At 59.5% G+C, this 17,388-nt stretch carries 19 protein-coding genes; 10 read left to right on the top strand and 9 right to left on the bottom strand.

Annotation, left to right across the window (positions count from 1 at the left end):
* Positions 1 to 53 precede the first annotated feature (53 nt).
* The 6 genes from HBN63_RS09040 to HBN63_RS09015 form a co-directional block, all read right to left on the bottom strand.
* Positions 54 to 1,568, bottom strand: a complete 1,515-nt coding sequence (locus HBN63_RS09040) for an RNA polymerase factor sigma-54 (RefSeq protein ID WP_160089126.1) — start codon at positions 1,566 to 1,568, stop codon at positions 54 to 56.
* 139 nt (positions 1,569 to 1,707) lie between these two features.
* On the bottom strand, positions 1,708 to 2,433 hold the full coding sequence (lptB, locus tag HBN63_RS09035; protein ID WP_090255506.1) for an LPS export ABC transporter ATP-binding protein: 726 nt from the start codon (positions 2,431 to 2,433) through the stop codon (positions 1,708 to 1,710).
* A 2-nt stretch (positions 2,434 to 2,435) separates the two neighbouring features.
* Entirely contained in the window at positions 2,436 to 2,978 is a 543-nt protein-coding gene (lptA, locus tag HBN63_RS09030) for a lipopolysaccharide transport periplasmic protein LptA (RefSeq protein WP_170049171.1), read from the bottom strand.
* On the bottom strand, positions 2,965 to 3,534 hold the full coding sequence (gene lptC, locus HBN63_RS09025) for an LPS export ABC transporter periplasmic protein LptC (protein ID WP_170049170.1): 570 nt from the start codon (positions 3,532 to 3,534) through the stop codon (positions 2,965 to 2,967). The genes lptA and lptC overlap by 14 nt, the downstream gene beginning before the upstream one ends.
* A gap of 7 nt (positions 3,535 to 3,541) precedes the next feature.
* Positions 3,542 to 4,069: an HAD family hydrolase gene (locus HBN63_RS09020; RefSeq protein WP_170049169.1), complete on the bottom strand. Its 528-nt coding sequence runs from the start codon at positions 4,067 to 4,069 to the stop codon at positions 3,542 to 3,544.
* Positions 4,069 to 5,043, bottom strand: a complete 975-nt coding sequence (locus HBN63_RS09015; protein WP_160089120.1) for a KpsF/GutQ family sugar-phosphate isomerase — start codon at positions 5,041 to 5,043, stop codon at positions 4,069 to 4,071. Before HBN63_RS09015 ends, HBN63_RS09020 begins: the two co-directional genes overlap by 1 nt.
* A gap of 246 nt (positions 5,044 to 5,289) precedes the next feature.
* Here HBN63_RS09015 and HBN63_RS09010 point away from each other — a divergent pair, with 246 nt between their 5' ends.
* The 10 genes from HBN63_RS09010 (at position 5,290) to hisC (ending at position 13,145) form a co-directional block, all read left to right on the top strand.
* On the top strand, positions 5,290 to 6,099 hold the full coding sequence (locus HBN63_RS09010) for an ATP-binding cassette domain-containing protein (RefSeq protein ID WP_160089118.1): 810 nt from the start codon (positions 5,290 to 5,292) through the stop codon (positions 6,097 to 6,099).
* Positions 6,099 to 6,896: a lipid asymmetry maintenance ABC transporter permease subunit MlaE gene (gene mlaE / locus HBN63_RS09005; RefSeq protein ID WP_090255496.1), complete on the top strand. Its 798-nt coding sequence runs from the start codon at positions 6,099 to 6,101 to the stop codon at positions 6,894 to 6,896. The genes HBN63_RS09010 and mlaE overlap by 1 nt, the downstream gene beginning before the upstream one ends.
* Entirely contained in the window at positions 6,896 to 7,366 is a 471-nt protein-coding gene (gene mlaD / locus HBN63_RS09000) for an outer membrane lipid asymmetry maintenance protein MlaD (protein ID WP_170049168.1), read from the top strand. Before mlaE ends, mlaD begins: the two co-directional genes overlap by 1 nt.
* Before the next feature lie 14 nt (positions 7,367 to 7,380).
* A complete protein-coding gene (locus HBN63_RS08995) occupies positions 7,381 to 8,013 on the top strand; it encodes an ABC transporter substrate-binding protein (RefSeq protein ID WP_170049167.1) in 633 nt (210 codons plus the stop codon).
* Positions 8,010 to 8,318, top strand: coding sequence for an STAS domain-containing protein (locus tag HBN63_RS08990; RefSeq protein WP_170049166.1), 309 nt, complete (start codon positions 8,010 to 8,012; stop codon positions 8,316 to 8,318). The genes HBN63_RS08995 and HBN63_RS08990 overlap by 4 nt, the downstream gene beginning before the upstream one ends.
* A 121-nt stretch (positions 8,319 to 8,439) precedes the next feature.
* Positions 8,440 to 8,679 (top strand): BolA family protein, encoded by a 240-nt coding sequence (locus HBN63_RS08985; protein WP_170049165.1) that lies wholly within the window; start codon positions 8,440 to 8,442, stop codon positions 8,677 to 8,679.
* A gap of 12 nt (positions 8,680 to 8,691) precedes the next feature.
* Positions 8,692 to 9,957, top strand: a complete 1,266-nt coding sequence (gene murA, locus HBN63_RS08980; protein WP_170049164.1) for a UDP-N-acetylglucosamine 1-carboxyvinyltransferase — start codon at positions 8,692 to 8,694, stop codon at positions 9,955 to 9,957.
* Between the two features lie 4 nt (positions 9,958 to 9,961).
* Positions 9,962 to 10,597 (top strand): ATP phosphoribosyltransferase, encoded by a 636-nt coding sequence (gene hisG / locus HBN63_RS08975; protein WP_090255484.1) that lies wholly within the window; start codon positions 9,962 to 9,964, stop codon positions 10,595 to 10,597.
* A gap of 124 nt (positions 10,598 to 10,721) precedes the next feature.
* The gene (hisD, locus tag HBN63_RS08970) at positions 10,722 to 12,032 is read left to right on the top strand and encodes a histidinol dehydrogenase (RefSeq protein ID WP_170049163.1); all 1,311 of its coding nucleotides are present in this window, start codon (positions 10,722 to 10,724) and stop codon (positions 12,030 to 12,032) included.
* Positions 12,033 to 12,092: 60 nt separating this feature from the next.
* The gene (gene hisC / locus HBN63_RS08965; RefSeq protein ID WP_170049162.1) at positions 12,093 to 13,145 is read left to right on the top strand and encodes a histidinol-phosphate transaminase; all 1,053 of its coding nucleotides are present in this window, start codon (positions 12,093 to 12,095) and stop codon (positions 13,143 to 13,145) included.
* Between the two features lie 56 nt (positions 13,146 to 13,201).
* Here the strand turns inward: hisC and HBN63_RS08960 are convergent, their stop codons facing one another.
* The 3 genes from HBN63_RS08960 to algW form a co-directional block, all read right to left on the bottom strand.
* Positions 13,202 to 13,930, bottom strand: a complete 729-nt coding sequence (locus tag HBN63_RS08960; protein ID WP_170049161.1) for a DUF4198 domain-containing protein — start codon at positions 13,928 to 13,930, stop codon at positions 13,202 to 13,204.
* Between the two features lie 23 nt (positions 13,931 to 13,953).
* On the bottom strand, positions 13,954 to 16,038 hold the full coding sequence (locus HBN63_RS08955) for a TonB-dependent siderophore receptor (protein WP_170049160.1): 2,085 nt from the start codon (positions 16,036 to 16,038) through the stop codon (positions 13,954 to 13,956).
* A gap of 96 nt (positions 16,039 to 16,134) precedes the next feature.
* The gene (gene algW, locus HBN63_RS08950) at positions 16,135 to 17,277 is read right to left on the bottom strand and encodes a Do family serine endopeptidase AlgW (RefSeq protein ID WP_170049159.1); all 1,143 of its coding nucleotides are present in this window, start codon (positions 17,275 to 17,277) and stop codon (positions 16,135 to 16,137) included.
* Positions 17,278 to 17,388 lie beyond the last annotated feature (111 nt).

Raw genomic sequence — 17,388 nt, 5'->3', positions numbered from 1 at the left:
GCAAGGCCTGGGCATGTTCTGTCTGGGTTGATGTCTTCCTTCTTTGTGCCGCCTTAGATCAATCGTTTGCGCTCACTGGAAGGCGCTATTCCGAGGGATTCACGGTACTTGGCGACCGTGCGGCGAGCGACTTGAATGCCCTGTGCTTCCAGTAAACCAGCGATCTTGCTGTCACTCAACGGCTTTTTCGCATTTTCAGCGGCGACCAGTTTTTTGATGATGGCGCGGATTGCCGTGGACGAGCATTCGCCGCCCTCGGAGGTGCTGACGTGGCTGGAAAAGAAGTATTTCAGCTCGTAAATGCCACGCGGGGTGTGCATGAATTTCTGCGTGGTCACCCGTGAGATGGTCGACTCATGCATGCCCACCGCTTCGGCAATGTCGTGCAGCACCAAGGGTTTCATCGCCTCATCGCCGTAGTCGAGGAAGCCGCGCTGGTGTTCAACGATCTGCGTGGCCACTTTCATCAAAGTTTCGTTGCGGCTTTGCAGGCTTTTGATAAACCAGCGCGCTTCCTGCAGCTGGTTACGCATAAAGGTATTGTCGGCGCTGGAATCGGCGCGTTTCACAAAGCCGGCGTATTGCGCGTTGACCCGCAGGCGCGGCATGGCTTCCTGGTTGAGTTCAACCAGCCAGCGCTCGTTGTGTTTGCGCACGATTACATCGGGTACCACGTATTCCGGCTCGCTGGATTCGATCTGCGAGCCAGGGCGCGGGTTGAGGCTTTGAATTAGGTCGATAACCTGGCGCAGCTCGTCTTCTTTGAGCTTCATGCGGCGCATCAACTGGCTGTAGTCGCGGCTGCCGAGCAGGTCGAGGTAGTCGCTGGCCAGGCGCTGGGCTTCGCTCAGCCAAGGGGTTTTCGCTGGCAGCTGACGCAGTTGCAGAAGCAGGCACTCACCCAAGTTGCGCGCGGCGATACCGGTGGGCTCGAATTGCTGGATGCGGTGTAAAACGGCTTCAACTTCGTCGAGCTCGATATCAAGTTCTGGGTCGAAGGCTTCGACCACCTCTTCCAGGGTTTCTTCCAGGTAGCCCTGTTCGTTGATGCAGTCGATCAGGGTGACGCCGATCAGGCGATCCTTGTCGGACATCGGGGCCAGGTTGAGCTGCCAGAGCAGGTGGCTTTGCAGGCTCTCACCGCTGGAGGTGCGGGTAGTGAAATCCCACTCGTCGTCATCGTTGGTGCTGCTGGGCAGACTGCTGGCGCTGGTCTGGTAGATATCTTCCCAGGCGGTATCGACGGGCAGCTCATTGGGAATGCGTTCGCCCCAATCGCCTTCTTCCAGGTTGTCCACGGTCTGCGTGGCTTCCTGGTAGTTGGTTTCCTGATAGGGCGCTTCGGGCTGTTCGCTGGGGCTGGCGCTTTCTGCGCCATCGGCCATAGGGTCCGAATTGTCGAAATCATCGCCATCTTCCTGGCGTTCGAGCATCGGGTTGGACTCCAAAGCTTCCTGGATCTCTTGCTGAAGATCCAGGGTAGACAGTTGGAGCAGGCGGATGGCCTGTTGCAGCTGCGGTGTCATCGTCAGCTGCTGGCCCATTCTCAGGACTAGCGATGGTTTCATTGCAGACCTTATTTACCGGCGTCTGTGCGCAATCCACAACAGGGCGTTTTCAAAAAAGCGCCACTAGGAAGCAAATTATATGCCTGACTTTAAGGGTTTTGCCTAGCCTTGGCTGCAGTCGGCTTGAGAAAAGCTGTGGTTACAGGCGGAACTCATGCCCCAGATACACTTCTTTGACTGTCTGGTTGGCCAGAATGGCCTCGGCATCACCCTCTGCGATCAGCTGGCCATCGCTGACGATATAGGCGGTTTCGCAGATATCCAGGGTCTCGCGCACGTTGTGGTCGGTGATCAATACACCGATACCCTTGGCCTTGAGGTGGTGGATGATCTGCTTGATATCGCCGACGGAAATCGGATCGACACCGGCAAAGGGTTCGTCGAGCAGGATGAACTTGGGGTTAGTCGCCAAGGCGCGGGCAATTTCCACGCGGCGGCGCTCACCACCGGACAGGCTCATGCCGAGGTTGTCGCGAATATGGCTGATATGGAATTCCTGCAGCAGGCCTTCAAGTTCCTTGCGACGAGCAGCGCCATCCAGATCCTTGCGGGTTTCCAGGATGGCCATGATGTTGTCGGCTACGCTGAGCTTGCGGAAAATCGAGGCTTCCTGCGGCAGGTAGCCAATGCCGGCGCGAGCGCGGCCATGCATGGGCTGATGACTGACGTCGAGATCATCGATCATCACGCGACCCTGATCGGCCTGTACGAGGCCGACGATCATGTAGAAACAGGTGGTCTTGCCGGCGCCGTTGGGGCCAAGCAAGCCGACAATCTGCCCGCTGTCGATACTCAGGCTGACGTCGCGCACAACCTGGCGGCCTTTGTAGCTCTTGGCCAGGTGTTGGGCTTTCAATGTGGCCATTATTACTGCGCCTGCTGGTCGGCTGGTTTGTTCTTCGGCTGGATCACCATGTCGATGCGCGGGCGTGGCGCGGTGACGTTGGTGTCTGTGGCACGGCCGGCGTTGACGATCTGGCGCTGGGTGTCATAGACGATTTTTTCGCCTTCGAAGGTGTTGCCTTCCTGAATCACCTTGGCCTGATCGATCAGGACGACGCGCTCGTTGGCCATGAAATACTGGATGGTCAGGCCGTAGGCCTTGACGATCTGCTTGTCGGCTGACGGCAGTTGCTCGTAGTAGGCCGGCTTGCCGACAGAGGTAAATACCTCGACATCGCCTTGGGCATTCTGGGTAATGGTCACGGTGTCGCCAGTGACCTTCATGGTGCCCTGGGTGATGACGACATCACCGCGGTAGACCGCTACGCCTTGCTTGTCATCAAGTTCCGCGCTGTCAGCCTGGATGCGGATAGGCTGTTCGCGATCGGAGGGTAGGGCCCAGGCGCTGACACTTCCGAGTGCGGCGCTGAGGCTGAGTAGTAGGGGGAGGGTGTTAACGAGCCTCATGCTGACCTCTTACGTTGGACAGCAGGAGCATCCTGCCGTCATTCATGTACGCTTTCATTCCTTGTGCCGTGGTCACCCCATTGGCCGCGTCGATTCTAACGGCTTGCTGGGTCTGCGCATATTCCTTCTCGGGGAATACGGTCAGGCGGCTGGTGGTAAGAATAGTCGGCCGGCCTTTGGCGTCGGTACGCTCAACGCGCACCTTGTCGATCAGCTCGACCTCAACGCCGCCTGGCGATACTTCACCGCGCTCGCTGCGGATTTTCCAGGGCAGCTCGGTGCCGCGGAATAGGTTCATATTCGGGCTGGTCATCAGGGTGATGTCGCTGGCCTTAACGTGCTCGACCTTGTCGGCCTTCAACTCATAGTGCAGTTTGCCATCGGCCTGGTATTGAACGGTGTAGGTGTTGGTGGCGTAAAAGTCGATGGTGGTGTCGGTCTCGGCTGACTGGGGCTGTTCGTTGAAACTGTCAGGGCTGAGGTTCCAATAGCCGAGCGCCGCTACCAGTAGCGCGACAAAGGCAAACAGAACAACGTTGAATAATTTGCGGGGCATGTTTGGCCTATAGGTAAGCAGCTTGGGCGGCTTCGAGGGTGCCTTGGGCGTGCATGATCAGTTCGCAGAACTCACGGGCGGCGCCTTCGCCTCCGCGGGCGCGGGTAATCCCATGGGCGTGCTGGCGGACAAAGTTGTCGGCGCTGGCAACAGCCATGCCCAGGCCGACGCGGCGAATCACCGGCAGGTCGGGCAAGTCGTCACCGAGGTATGCAACCTGTGCATAGTCTAGGCCCAGTTCGCCAAGCAGTTCATCAAGAACTACCAGCTTGTCTTCGCGACCTTGGTAGAGGTGCTGAATCCCCAGATTTTGCGCGCGGCGTTCAACCACGGGTGTTTTGCGGCCGCTGATAATCGCGGTGCGCACGCCGGAGTTGATCAGCATCTTGATGCCGTGACCGTCGAGGGTGTTGAACGTCTTGAATTCGCTGCCGTCGACCAGAAAATAAAGCTTGCCGTCTGTGAGGACGCCGTCGACATCGAAAATGGCCAGTTTTATGGCTTGAGCGCGTTGCAGCAGGTCGGCATCGATCATCACATCACTCCGGCACGGAGCAGGTCGTGCATGTTCAGTGCGCCGATGGGCAGATCGTTTTCGTCGACAACGACCAGTGAGCTGATCTTGTGGTCTTCCATGATTTTCAAGGCCTCTGCCGCCAACATGTCTGCGCGGGCAGTCTTGCCGTGGACGGTCATTACGTCATCGATAATGGTCTGGCGCACGTCGATATTGCGGTCCAGGGTACGGCGCAGGTCGCCGTCAGTGAATATCCCGGCTAGGCGACCGTCATCCTCTGTTACCACGGTCATGCCCAGGCCTTTCTGGGTCATTTCCAGTAGTGCATCACGCAGCGATGTGCCGCGCTTGATGCGTGGCAGGCTGTCGCCGGCGTGCATCACGTTGTCCACCTTAAGCAGCAGGCGTCGGCCCAGTGCGCCGCCCGGATGGGAAAAAGCAAAATCTTCGGCGGTAAAGCCGCGAGCTTCGAGCAAGGCTACGGCAAGAGCATCGCCCAGAACCAGTGACACGGTAGTCGACGACGTTGGCGCCAGGTTCAGTGGGCAGGCTTCCTGAGACACACGGGCGTCCAGGTTGACTTCAGCTGCAGTGGCCAGAGGAGAGTCTGGGTTGCCGGTCATGCTGATCAGGCGGATGCCTAGGCGTTTGATCAGCGGCAGCAGGGTGACGATTTCTGCGGTAGAACCTGAGTTGGATAAGGCCAGTACCACGTCATCGCGGGTGATCATGCCCATGTCACCGTGGCTCGCTTCAGCTGGGTGCACAAAAAACGCAGTGGTGCCTGTGCTGGCCAATGTGGCGGCAATCTTGTTGCCGACGTGGCCGGATTTGCCCATGCCGAGTACCACTACACGACCCTTGCTGGCGAGAATCAGCTCGCAGGCGCGCACAAAATCATCATTGATGCGCGCCAGCAGATCCTGAATAGCTTCGAGCTCCAAGCGAATGGTGCGCTGCGCTGACTGAATCAGATCGGTTGATTGGCTCATGACATCTCTGCGGTGAACAGGCTAAAAGCTGGGGATTATAACGAGAAAGGTGTGCCTGCCCAGTATTTCGAGTGGTTCGTGGCAGGTTGTAGTTGTGCGGTGCTTATCTTCAGCAACACCTTCAGTCTTGGGCGGTCAGTGCCGCAGTGGTATAGTTCGCGGCCATTTTCGGTACGTTCGACGATCTGTAGTGCCCTTTGTTCAGGGCGATACGTCAGTCAGGCAAGCGTTGAGCAAGGAGTCCAGATGAGCGCCGAGAACCCGTATGCGGTTGAGCTGAAGAACGTCAGCTTCAAGCGTGGCGAGCGGGATATTTTCAAAAACATCGATATCCAGATTCCCCGTGGCAAAGTCACAGGGATCATGGGGCCGTCTGGCTGTGGCAAAACCACGCTGTTGCGCTTGATCGCGGCTGAACTCAAGCCGAGTCAGGGTGAAGTTTGGGTCAATGGGCTGAACTTGCCGACGCTGTCGCGCAGTGAGCTGTTCGACATGCGCAAACAGATGGGCGTGCTGTTCCAGAGTGGTGCGCTGTTTACAGACCTGGACGTGTTCGAGAACGTTGCCTTCCCCCTGCGCGTGCACACCAAACTCCCTGAAGAGATGATTCGTGACATTGTCCTGATGAAGTTGCAGGCGGTGGGCCTTCGTGGTGCGCTGGAGTTGATGCCGGATGAGCTCTCGGGCGGCATGAAGCGTCGTGTGGCATTGGCTCGAGCGATTGCCCTGGACCCACAAATACTGATGTATGACGAGCCTTTCGTCGGCCAGGACCCGATTGCCATGGGGGTTCTGGTGCGACTGATTCGCCTGCTGAGCGATGCGTTAGCGATCACCAGCATTGTGGTGTCTCATGACCTGGCGGAAACCGCCAGTATTGCCGACTACATCTATATCGTGGGGGACACCCAGGTGCTGGGGCAGGGCACTCCGGCTGAGTTGATGGCGTCGGATAACCCGCGCGTGCGTCAGTTTATGCAGGGCATCCCCGATGGCCCGGTACCGTTTCACTTTCCGGCGGCCAATTACCGCGACGATCTTCTGGGGGGGCGCTGATGCGCAAGACATCTGTGCTCGAGCGGGTGCGCCTGTTCGGTCGCGCCGGTATTGATGTGGTGGCCACGCTGGGGCGCTCGGTGCTGTTTTTGCTGCGTGCGCTGTTGGGGCGTGGCTCAACCGGAAACAGTTTTCAGCTACTAATCAAGCAGCTGTATTCGGTTGGGGTGATGTCCCTGGCCATCATTGTCGTGTCCGGCATCTTTATCGGCATGGTGCTGTCGCTGCAGGGCTTTAGCATTCTGGCCAAATACGGTTCCGAGCAGGCGGTGGGGCAAATGGTCGCCCTCACACTGCTGCGCGAATTGGGGCCAGTGGTTACTGCTTTGCTGTTTGCCGGCCGCGCCGGTTCGGCGTTGACTGCGGAAATCGGCAATATGAAATCCACCGAGCAGCTGTCGAGCCTGGCGATGATCGGCGTTGACCCGCTCAAATATATTGTCGCGCCGCGGCTTTGGGCCGGTTTTATTTCGATGCCGCTGCTGGCGATGATCTTCAGTGTGGTCGGTATCTGGGGCGGTGCGATGGTCGCCGTCGACTGGCTGGGGGTTTATGAAGGTTCGTTCTGGGCCAACATGCAAAGCAGTGTTTCATTCCGTGAAGATGTGCTCAATGGTGTGATCAAGAGTGTGGTCTTTGCGTTTGTTGTGACCTGGATTGCCGTGTTTCAGGGCTATGACTGTGAGCCGACTTCGGAAGGGATTAGTCGTGCCACCACGAAAACCGTGGTGTACGCCTCGCTCGCCGTGCTGGGGCTGGACTTTATTCTGACTGCTTTGATGTTTGGAGATTTCTGATGCAGAACCGCACGCTGGAAGTGGGTGTCGGCTTGTTCATGTTGGCTGGGTTGTTGGCCTTGTTGCTGCTGGCCTTGCGCGTGAGCGGCCTGACTGTTGGCAGCAGTGAAAATACCTACAAGGTGTATGCGCACTTTGAGAATATCGTGGGGTTGACGGTCAGATCGAAAGTGACCATGGCCGGCGTGACGATTGGTAAGGTCACCGCCATTGATCTGGACCGCAACAGCTACATGGGGCGCGTCACCATGGTGTTGGATGATGCCGTGGATAACTTGCCGGCAGACTCTACCGCCTCGATTCTGACCGCGGGCTTGTTGGGCGAGAAATACATTGGGATTAGCGTGGGCGGCGAAGAAGAGGTGCTGCGTGATGGCAGCACCATTCACGACACGCAGTCGTCGTTGGTGCTGGAAGACCTGATTGGTAAGTTTTTGCTGAATTCGGTCAACAAAGACCAGGCAAATTAAGAGGGGTGCTGACTATGTTCAAAACGCTGCGTAACGGTTTGTTTATCTGTCTGGCCGCTATCTCATTCCAGGCGTTGGCAGCTCCAGCCGCTCATGAAGTGGTGCAGCAGACCACCACCACGCTGCTAGCCGACCTCAAGGCCAACAAAGAGCAGTACCGTACCGATCCGGGTGCGTTTTACAACGCCCTGAACAGCATTCTTGGCCCGGTGGTGGATGTTGACGGGATTTCTCGTGGTGTGATGACCGTGCGTTACTCGCGACAGGCTTCGCCTGAGCAGATGCAGCGCTTTCAGGAGAACTTCAAGCGCAGCTTGATGCAGTTCTATGGCAATGCCTTGCTCGAATACAACAACCAGGATATCCGCGTGCTGCCAGTCAGCGGCCAGCAGGACCCTGAGCGCACCTCGGTAAACATGGAAATCAAGGACGGCAAGGGCGTGGTTTACCCGCTGTCTTACACCATGGTCAGCCTCGATGGCACCTGGAAGATGCGCAACGTGGTGATCAACGGCATTAACGTCGGTAAGTTATTCCGTGATCAGTTCGCCCAGGCCATGCAAGACAATCGCAATGACCTGGACAGGGTCATCGACAACTGGACCGAGACCGTTGCCAAAGCCCGCCAAGGGGCCAATGCATCGTGAGTCAAGCCAGTATCCGTGAGGCGTCGCCTGGCGTTTTTAGCCTGGCCGGCATACTCGATTACCTCAGCGCGCCGGCGCTGCGTGAGCAAGGTGCGCGCCTGCTCAAGGTCAGTCCGGCTGCGGCATGTGTGATTGATTGCGCGGGTGTGGAGAAATCCAGTAGCGTCGGGCTGTCGCTGTTGTTGGCGTTTATGCGTGATGCCAGTGCGGCCGGCAAGACCCTCAGCGTGAGTAATCTGCCCAAGGACATGCGCGAGATCGCTGGCGTTTGCGGTTTGCTGGAGATTCTTCCGCTGCAAGCCTGATCAAGGCTTCGGTCGGCTGGCAGTAATGCGGGGTTCGCAGGCGGGGGGCTTTTTTGTATGATGCTCGACCCGCGAGCGTCTGCTCGGCAGTCGTTAATTTATGCGTTGATCGAGGTTGAGCATGCAGGCCTTAGAAGTAAAGAGTCTCCTTGAGGCTAAATTGCCGGATACCCAGGTGGAAGTTGAAGGCGAAGGCTGCAACTTTCAGCTGAACCTGATCAGTGACGAATTGGCCGCCATTAGTCCGGTCAAACGCCAGCAGCAGATCTACGCTCACCTCAATGCCTGGATCGCCGATGGCAGCATTCACGCCGTGAGTATGAAATTCTTCAGCCGTGCCGATTGGGCCGCGCGCTCCTAAACCGAGAGAATCATGGACAAACTGATTATTACCGGCGGTGTGCGCCTTGATGGCGAAATCCGCATTTCCGGGGCGAAGAACTCTGCCCTGCCGATTCTCGCCGCCACCCTGCTCGGTGACGCACCCGTCACCATCTGCAACCTGCCGCACCTGCACGATATCACCACCATGATCGAGCTGTTCGGTCGCATGGGTATCGAGCCGATCATCGACGAGAAGCTCAGCGTGGAAGTCGATGCGCGGGCGATCAAGACTCTGGTTGCGCCCTATGAGCTGGTGAAAACCATGCGCGCCTCGATCCTGGTGCTCGGCCCGATGGTCGCGCGCTTCGGTTATGCCGAAGTGGCCCTGCCAGGTGGCTGCGCCATCGGCTCGCGTCCGGTTGATCTGCACATCCGTGGCCTCGAAGCCATGGGCGCGATCATCGATGTCGAAGCCGGTTACATCAAGGCCAAGGCCCCGGAAGGCGGTCTGCGTGGCGCGCACTTCTTCTTCGATACCGTCAGTGTGACCGGTACTGAAAACATCATGATGGCCGCGACTCTGGCCAAAGGCCGTAGCGTGCTGGAAAACGCCGCGCGCGAGCCGGAAGTGGTCGACCTGGCCAACTGCCTGATCGCCATGGGCGCGAAAATCAGCGGTGCTGGTACTGACACCATCACCATCGATGGCGTCGAGCGTCTGCATGGCGCGCGCTTCAGCGTGATGCCTGACCGTATCGAAACCGGCACCTACCTGGTGGCTGCAGCTGTTACGGGCGGCCGGGTCAAGGTCAAAGACACCGATCCGACCACCCTGGAAGCGGTGCTGTCCAAGCTGCAGGAAGCCGGTGCGGAAATCACCTGTGGCAACGATTGGATCGAGCTGAACATGCACGGCAAGCGGCCGAAAGCCGTTAACCTGCGTACCGCTCCGTACCCGGCGTTCCCCACCGATATGCAGGCGCAGTTTATTGCCCTCAATGCAATTGCCGAGGGCACCGGCACGGTGATCGAAACCGTGTTCGAAAACCGCTTTATGCACGTGCATGAAATGATCCGCATGGGCGCGCAGATCCAGGTCGAGGGCAACACCGCCATCGTCACTGGGGTCGAGAAGCTCAAGGGCGCGCCCGTCATGGCCACCGACCTGCGAGCGTCGGCCAGCCTGGTGATCTCGGCACTGGTCGCCGAAGGTGACACCCTGATCGACCGCATTTACCACATCGACCGTGGTTACGAGTGCATCGAAGAGAAATTGCAGTTGCTGGGGGCGAAGATTCGCCGCGTGCCGGGCTAAGACCATGCTGACGATTGCCCTTTCCAAAGGCCGGATTCTCGATGACACCCTGCCGCTGCTGGCAGCGGCGGGCATTGAGCCGACCGAGAACCCGGATAAAAGTCGCAAGCTGATCATCCCGACCACTCTGGATGATGTGCGCCTGCTAATCGTGCGTGCCACTGACGTGCCGACTTATGTCGAACACGGCGCGGCCGATCTCGGTGTGGCTGGTAAAGATGTGCTGATGGAATACGGCGGCCAGGGCTTGTATGAGCCGCTGGATCTGCGCATTGCCCAATGCAAGCTGATGACCGCCGGTGCTGTTGGTGCACCTGAGCCGAAAGGCCGTCTGCGGGTGGCCACCAAGTTCGTCAACGTGGCCAAGCGGTATTACGCCGAGCAGGGCCGTCAGGTCGACATCATCAAGCTGTATGGCTCGATGGAGTTGGCACCGCTGGTGGGGTTGGCTGACAAGATCATTGACGTGGTTGACACCGGTAACACCCTACGCGCCAATGGCCTGGAAGCTCAGGAGCTGATTGCCATGATTAGCTCGCGGCTGATCGTCAACAAGGCGTCGATGAAGATGCAGCATGCGCGCATTCAGGCGTTGATCGACACCCTGCGCGATGCAGTTGAAGCGCGACACCCCCGCTAATACCCTCAACGCGGCATTACGCCGCGTCTGCCTATCCGTGTCATAGCCAATTATCTCGGGCGTCCATACGGTGGGCTTGGTAGCCTAGCGACGCCCGAGCATTTGCCAATTTAAGAGGCCCGCTATGACCGCTCCTATCGCTATTCGCCGACTCAATGCCGCTGACCAGGACTTTGCCCAGCATCTGGATCATCTGCTGAGCTGGGAAAGTGTCTCGGACGACGCGGTCAACCAGCGCGTGCTGGACATCATCAAAGCCGTGCGTGAGCGCGGCGATGCGGCGCTGGTCGAGTTCACCAAGCAGTTCGATGGCCTGGATGTTGCGTCCATGGCGGATTTGATTCTGCCGCGCGAGCGTCTGGAACTGGCCCTGACCCGCATCACCCCTGAGCAGCGCAGTGCCCTGGAAAAAGCCGCCGAGCGTGTGCGCAGCTACCACGAGCGGCAGAAACAGGATTCCTGGACCTACACCGAAGCCGACGGCACGGTGTTGGGGCAGAAGGTTACCCCGTTGGACCGCGCCGGTCTGTACGTGCCGGGTGGCAAAGCATCCTATCCGTCTTCGGTGCTGATGAACGCCATCCCGGCCAAGGTCGCTGGCGTGCCGGAAGTAGTGATGGTGGTGCCGACCCCGCGTGGCGAGATCAATGAAATCGTTCTCGCCGCGGCCTGTATTGCCGGCGTCGACCGGGTGTTCACCATCGGCGGTGCGCAAGCCGTCGCAGCGTTGGCCTATGGCACCGAAAGCGTGCCGCCGGTGGACAAGATTGTCGGCCCGGGCAATATCTACGTCGCCACGGCTAAGCGTCATGTGTTCGGCAAGGTCGGTATCGACATGATCGCCGGGCCGTCGGAAATTCTGGTGGTGTGTGACGGCCAGACCGATCCGGACTGGATCGCCATGGACCTGTTCTCCCAGGCCGAGCACGACGAAGACGCCCAGTCGATCCTGGTCAGCCCGGATGCCGCCTTCCTTGATCGCGTCGCCGAAAGCATTGCCAAGCTGCTGCCGACCCTGGAGCGCGAGACGATTGCGCGCACCTCACTGGAAGGCCGTGGTGCGCTGATTCAGGTGGCCGACATGGCTCAGGCCATTGAAGTGGCTAACCGTATCGCGCCGGAGCATTTGGAGCTGTCGGTGGAAACCCCGGAAGAGTACCTGCCACTGATTCGTCATGCTGGTGCGATCTTTATGGGCCGTTACACCGCTGAAGCCCTTGGCGATTACTGCGCAGGGCCCAACCATGTGCTGCCGACCTCCGGTACCGCGCGTTATTCCTCGCCGCTGGGGGTGTATGACTTCCAGAAACGCTCGTCGATCATTCACTGTTCGGCTGAAGGTGCGTCGGAGCTGGGCAAGGTGGCCAGTGTGCTGGCCCGTGGCGAGTCGCTGACCGCCCACGCCCGTAGCGCCGAATACCGCATAAAGAACTGAATTTCAGGGCGCGCGGAGGCGCGCCTCACCCCAGAATTGAATTCGAGGAGAGAAGGGCAGATGAGCAAATTCTGGAGCCCCTTCGTCAAAGACCTGGTGCCTTATGTGCCAGGTGAACAGCCGAAGCTGGCCAAGCTGGTCAAACTAAACACCAACGAAAACCCCTATGGTCCGTCGCCCAAGGCCATCGCCGCCATGCAGGCCGAGGTCAATGACAACCTGCGCCTGTACCCGGACCCGAACAGCGACCGCCTGAAACAGGCGGTGGCTGACTATTACGGCGTGCAGACCGCTCAGGTATTTGTCGGTAACGGTTCCGACGAGGTGCTGGCGCACGCCTTCCACGGCCTGTTCCAGCATGGCCAGCCGCTGCTTTTCCCGGATATCAGCTACAGCTTCTACCCGGTGTACTGCGGCCTGTATGGCATCGACTTTGTGCAGGTGCCGCTGGATGAGCAGTTCCAGATTCGCGTTGAGGATTACGTGCGGCCCAACGGCGGCATTATCTTCCCCAACCCCAATGCGCCGACTGGCTGCGGGCTGGCCCTGGAGGCGATCGAGCGTTTGCTCAAGGCCAACCCTGATACCGTGGTGTTGGTGGATGAAGCCTATATCGACTTCGGCGGTGAAACGGCGATCAGTCTGGTGGACAAGTACCCGAACCTGCTGGTCAGCCAGACCTTGTCTAAGTCGCGCTCGTTGGCCGGATTGCGGGTCGGCATTGCGGTGGGGCATCCGGACCTGATCGAAGCGCTGGAGCGGATCAAGAACAGCTTTAACTCCTACCCGTTGGACCGTATGGCGATTGCCGGCGCGGCGGCGGCATTTGAGGACAAGGTTTACTTCGAGCAGACCTGCCAGCGGGTGATCGAAAGCCGTGAGGTTGTGGTGGCTGGGCTAGAAAAGCTCGGCTTTGAGGTGCTGCCATCACAGGCGAACTTCGTGTTTGCCCGCCATCCGGGTAAGGATGCCGCAGCCCTGGCCGCTGGCCTGCGTGAGCAGGGGGTGATCGTGCGTCACTTCAAGCAGCAGCGCATTGCCCAGTTCCTGCGTATCACCATCGGCACACAGGAGCAGAACCAGGCACTGCTGGACGCGCTGCAAGGCCTTTAACTGGATGTCGTAAAAAAGCCGGAGCACTGCTCCGGCTTTTTGTTATCAGCGAAGCCTTACTCGTGGTGCGCTGCACCGAGGAAGGTCAGCGAGGTAAACAGACCGCGCGTCTCGATGTCCTTGTCGCCTTTGACTGGCAGGTCGATGGACGCGCTGATGATGTTCAGCCCTTCGTTGCGCACCAGTACCTGGGCGCGGCCGTCGGCATCGGTGGTGGCGCTGACCTGGTGCGGCGCGCCACGGTAGTCACCGATCAGCTCGACCCCCGCTGCTGGTTTGTCATCTACCAGTACCCGCACGGCCAGCGGCTTACCGGGGCCGACCTTGAGTGGGTCGACTTCCGGCAGGATAACCATCTTCAATTGATCCAGCTTCGGCAACGTGGCGCCTTCCTGGTAAATCGCCAGGCTGTACTTGAAGGTGTGCAGCGACTCGGTCGAGTTCGGCACTTTGCTGCGGCCCTGGTTGATCCACTGTTTGTCCGGGGTCAGTGACCAGGCGCCGTTATCCAGGGCTACGCCGAGCACCGCCGGGGTTTTCAGCGGTTGCAGACGGGCGTGATCCTCCAGGCGCTGGACGGTCACCGGAATCATCTTACCGGCGGCGTCATAGGCCCAGGCGCCGCTGATTTTCTCGGCCTTGAAAGCGTTGTCCTCGGCACCGTGACCGTAGATGGTTTCGATATGGCCGCGGCGCTGTTCGGTCCACAGGCCGTGGGCCTGGACTTGCCCGGCGAGCAGGGCGGCGAACAGCGCAGTGAGCATGGCGGGTTTGGCAGTACGCATACTGAGGTTCCTTGAGTGGTGGGTCAGAGATTGAGGGTCAGGCTGAGGCTGAGGTTGCGAGGGTCGCCGGGCATGACCCAGACGCTGTTGAAAGCGCGCTCGTAGTACTCGCGGTCGAACAGGTTGTTGAGGTTCAGGCCGATGCTCAGGTCTTCATTGGCCTGGTAGCGCGCGAGCAGGTCGACGGTGCTGTAGGCCGGCAATTCGAAGTCGCTGCCGGCTTGCCCCGAGCGATCCCCTACATAGTTGAGTGCGGCGCCGATATCCGAGCCGCGCAGGCGGCCTTCCTGAAACTGGTAGACGGTCAGCAGGCTACCGCTGTGGCGGGCGACGCCGAGCAGCTTGCTGCCGACCGGCAGGCTGTTGTCTTCGGTGACTTCGGCATCGATAAAGGCGTAGGCGCCAATGATGCGCACGGCATCGCTGAGCTGGCCGCTGAACTGCATATCCAGGCCCTGGCTGCGCGCTTTGCCGGCCGCGATGCTGTCGCCGGGGTTGGCCGGGTCGGCGGTCAGCACGTTTTCCTTGTCGATATGAAACAGCGCGATGGTCGCGCCCATGCGGCTGTCGAGCAGGTCGAGCTTCAGCCCGGTTTCATAGCCCAGGCCCTTCTCCGGTTTGAATACCGTGCCCTGGCTGCTGATGCTGTTGGGCTTGAACGAGGTGGAGGCGTTGGCGAACACCCCGATTTGCGGCGTCAGTTGATAGAGCAGCCCTGTGCGCGCGGTGGCGACATCCTTGTTCTGCTCATTGCTGACCCGGGTGCTGCGGTTCAGCGCGGTCTGTTCGAAGCGTTCGAAGCGCGCGCCGATCAGGCCACTCAGGCGTTCGCTGAAGCTGATCTGATCCTGCAGGTTGAGGGCAAAGCTCTCGGTATGCTCGAAGAAGTCGTTGGGATTGACGATGGCCGGCTTGGCCTGGCCGTACTGGGGTTGGTAGATGTTCTGGCCGTAGCCCAGTGTGGTCGCGCTTTGCGGGTACTTCTGGCTGTTGCGGTAGTTTTCGTACTCCAGGCCGGCGAGGGTCTGGTGCTGCCAGCTGCCGAGGTTGAAGCTGCCATGCAGTTCGGCTTGGGTGATGCTGTCGTTCCATTCGAAGCTGCGCTGGCGATAGAAACGCGTCACGGTGTCGCCAACCAGGCGTGACGGCTCGGAGCTATTGCCTTGGAGGCGACCTTGGGCGTAGTGGTTGGCCAGGCGCAGCTTCCAGCTGTCATTGAGGTAATGCTCAAGGCTGACCTGCAGCATCTGGTTGTCGTTGCGGATGCTGCCGTCGTTCGGTTCGCCCATAAACGTGGAGTCTTTCACCGCGCCCATGCGGTTGTTCACCGCCGGGATACCACGGTCGAACACCGACTCGGTGCGGGTGAATTCGCTCTCGATCAGCAGCAGGGTGTCGGGGTTCAGCTGCCAACTCAGCGACGGGCTGACGATCTGCCGTTCGCTGCCGACATGGTCGCGAAAGCTCTGATTGTCCTCGACCGCCAGGTTGACCCGCGATAGCAGGGTGGCGTCGTCATTCAGCGGGGTGTTGACATCCAGGCTGCTGCGGTAGCGGTCCCAGCTCCCGGCGCTGGCCTTGAGTTGGCTGAAAGCCTCGGCCTGCGGTTTCTTGCTGACGATATTGATCATGCCGCCCGGGTCGCCACGGCCATACAGGCTGGCAGCCGGGCCTTTGAGTACTTCGATGCGCTCAATGCCGGAGGCGTCCGGCGAACTGTAGCTGCCACGGTTGATGGCGAAGCCGTTTTTGTACAACTCGCCGGTGGTGAAGCCGCGCACGCTGTAATTGAGGAAGGTCAGGCCGCCGAAGTTGTTTTGCCTGGACACGCCGCCAGCGAAGTCCAGGGCGCGGTCGATGCGCGAGGTACCCAGGTCATTGAGCACCTGGGCGGGTACCACATTGATGCTCTGGGCAATCTGGGCAATCGGCGTATCGGTACGCGTCGCGCTGGCCGAACGGGTGGCGCGGTAACCCTGAACTGGGCCATCTGCTTGTTCCTGGCGGGCGGTGACGGTGGTGGCAGAAAGCTCAACGGGGTTTTCTGCTGCTGCAGCAAAGGTGCTGGGAAGCAGCAGGCTGGCGAGTAAGGCGTGGGCGGCGCGCAAGGGGAGACATCCTTCTTTTATATTTAATGTAATAACATAACATTAAAATTGAGAAGAGTTATCGCTTGCGTTGCGCAAAGTTAAAAAGGATGAGGGTTAGCTGCCGTTGACGGGCGGTCTTACACCGATCTCAGCGGTCAGTTTCAGGGGCTTGCCGTTGCGCAGGATGTCGATGCTGATCTTCTCACCCGGCTTGGCACGCGCCACCTGGTTCATCGAGCGTCGGCCATCGCCGGCGGCTTCACCATCGATGCTGAGGATCAGATCGCCTGGCTGCAGGCCGGCCTTCTGCGCGGGGCCGTCGCGGTAAATACCGGCCACGACGATCCCAGGGCGACCGTCCATGCCGAAGGATTCCGCCAGCTCTGGGGTCAACGGTTGTACTTCGATGCCTAGCCAGCCGCGAATCACCTGGCCGTGCTCAATAATCGCCTGCATCACATCCATCGCTAGTTTGACCGGGATGGCAAAGCCGATGCCTTGTGAGCCGCCGGACTTGGAGAAAATCGCGGTATTGATACCCACCAGGTTGCCGTAGGCATCCACCAGGGCGCCGCCGGAGTTGCCGGGGTTGATCGCTGCGTCGGTCTGGATAAAGTCTTCGTAGGTGTTGAGGCCCAGCTGGTTGCGCCCGGTGGCGCTGATGATGCCCATGGTCACGGTTTGGCCAACGCCGAACGGGTTGCCGATGGCCAGGCTGACGTCGCCAATACGGATATTGTCTGAGCGACCGAGGGTGATAAACGGCAGGTCCTGCAGGTCGATTTTCAGCACCGCGAGGTCAGTTTCCGGGTCGCTGCCAATGATGCGAGCCAGGGGCTCGCGGCCATCTTTCAGGGCCACGACGATCTGATCAGCACCCGCGACCACATGGTTGTTGGTCAGCAGGTAGCCTTCCGGGCTCATGATTACTGCCGAGCCGAGGCTCGACTCCATGCGCCGTTGCTTGGGCAGGTTATCGCCGAAGAACTTGCGAAACTGCGGGTCCTCGAACAATGGATGCGCAGGTTTGTTGACGAACTTGGTGGTGTACAGGTTGGCGACGGCCGGCGAGGCCAGATTCACCGCGTCGGCATAGGACACCGGACCTTCCTGCATACGGCTGTAGAACGGCGCCTGGCGCACGTGCACGTCCTGCCCCGGCAAGCCGACCCACTGGGGGAAATACTGCATGATCAGCAGTGCTGACAGCACACCGACCAAAAGGGGCCAGCCGAGGAAACGCAGGGCCTTGAACATCGATCCAATCCTGAGGGTTGCCGGGGGCGGATGCGCCCCTTAAGGTGCGCCATTATAGAGAGGTGGCTGCGAATAAAGCAGCGCCTGCACACCTGTTGATAAGGAAACCCT

The organism is Pseudomonas sp. WS 5011 (assembly GCF_012985775.1).
In the GTDB taxonomy this organism is placed as follows: Bacteria; Pseudomonadota; Gammaproteobacteria; order Pseudomonadales; family Pseudomonadaceae; genus Aquipseudomonas; species Aquipseudomonas peli.
This window is presented reverse-complemented; position numbering and strand designations above follow the sequence as displayed.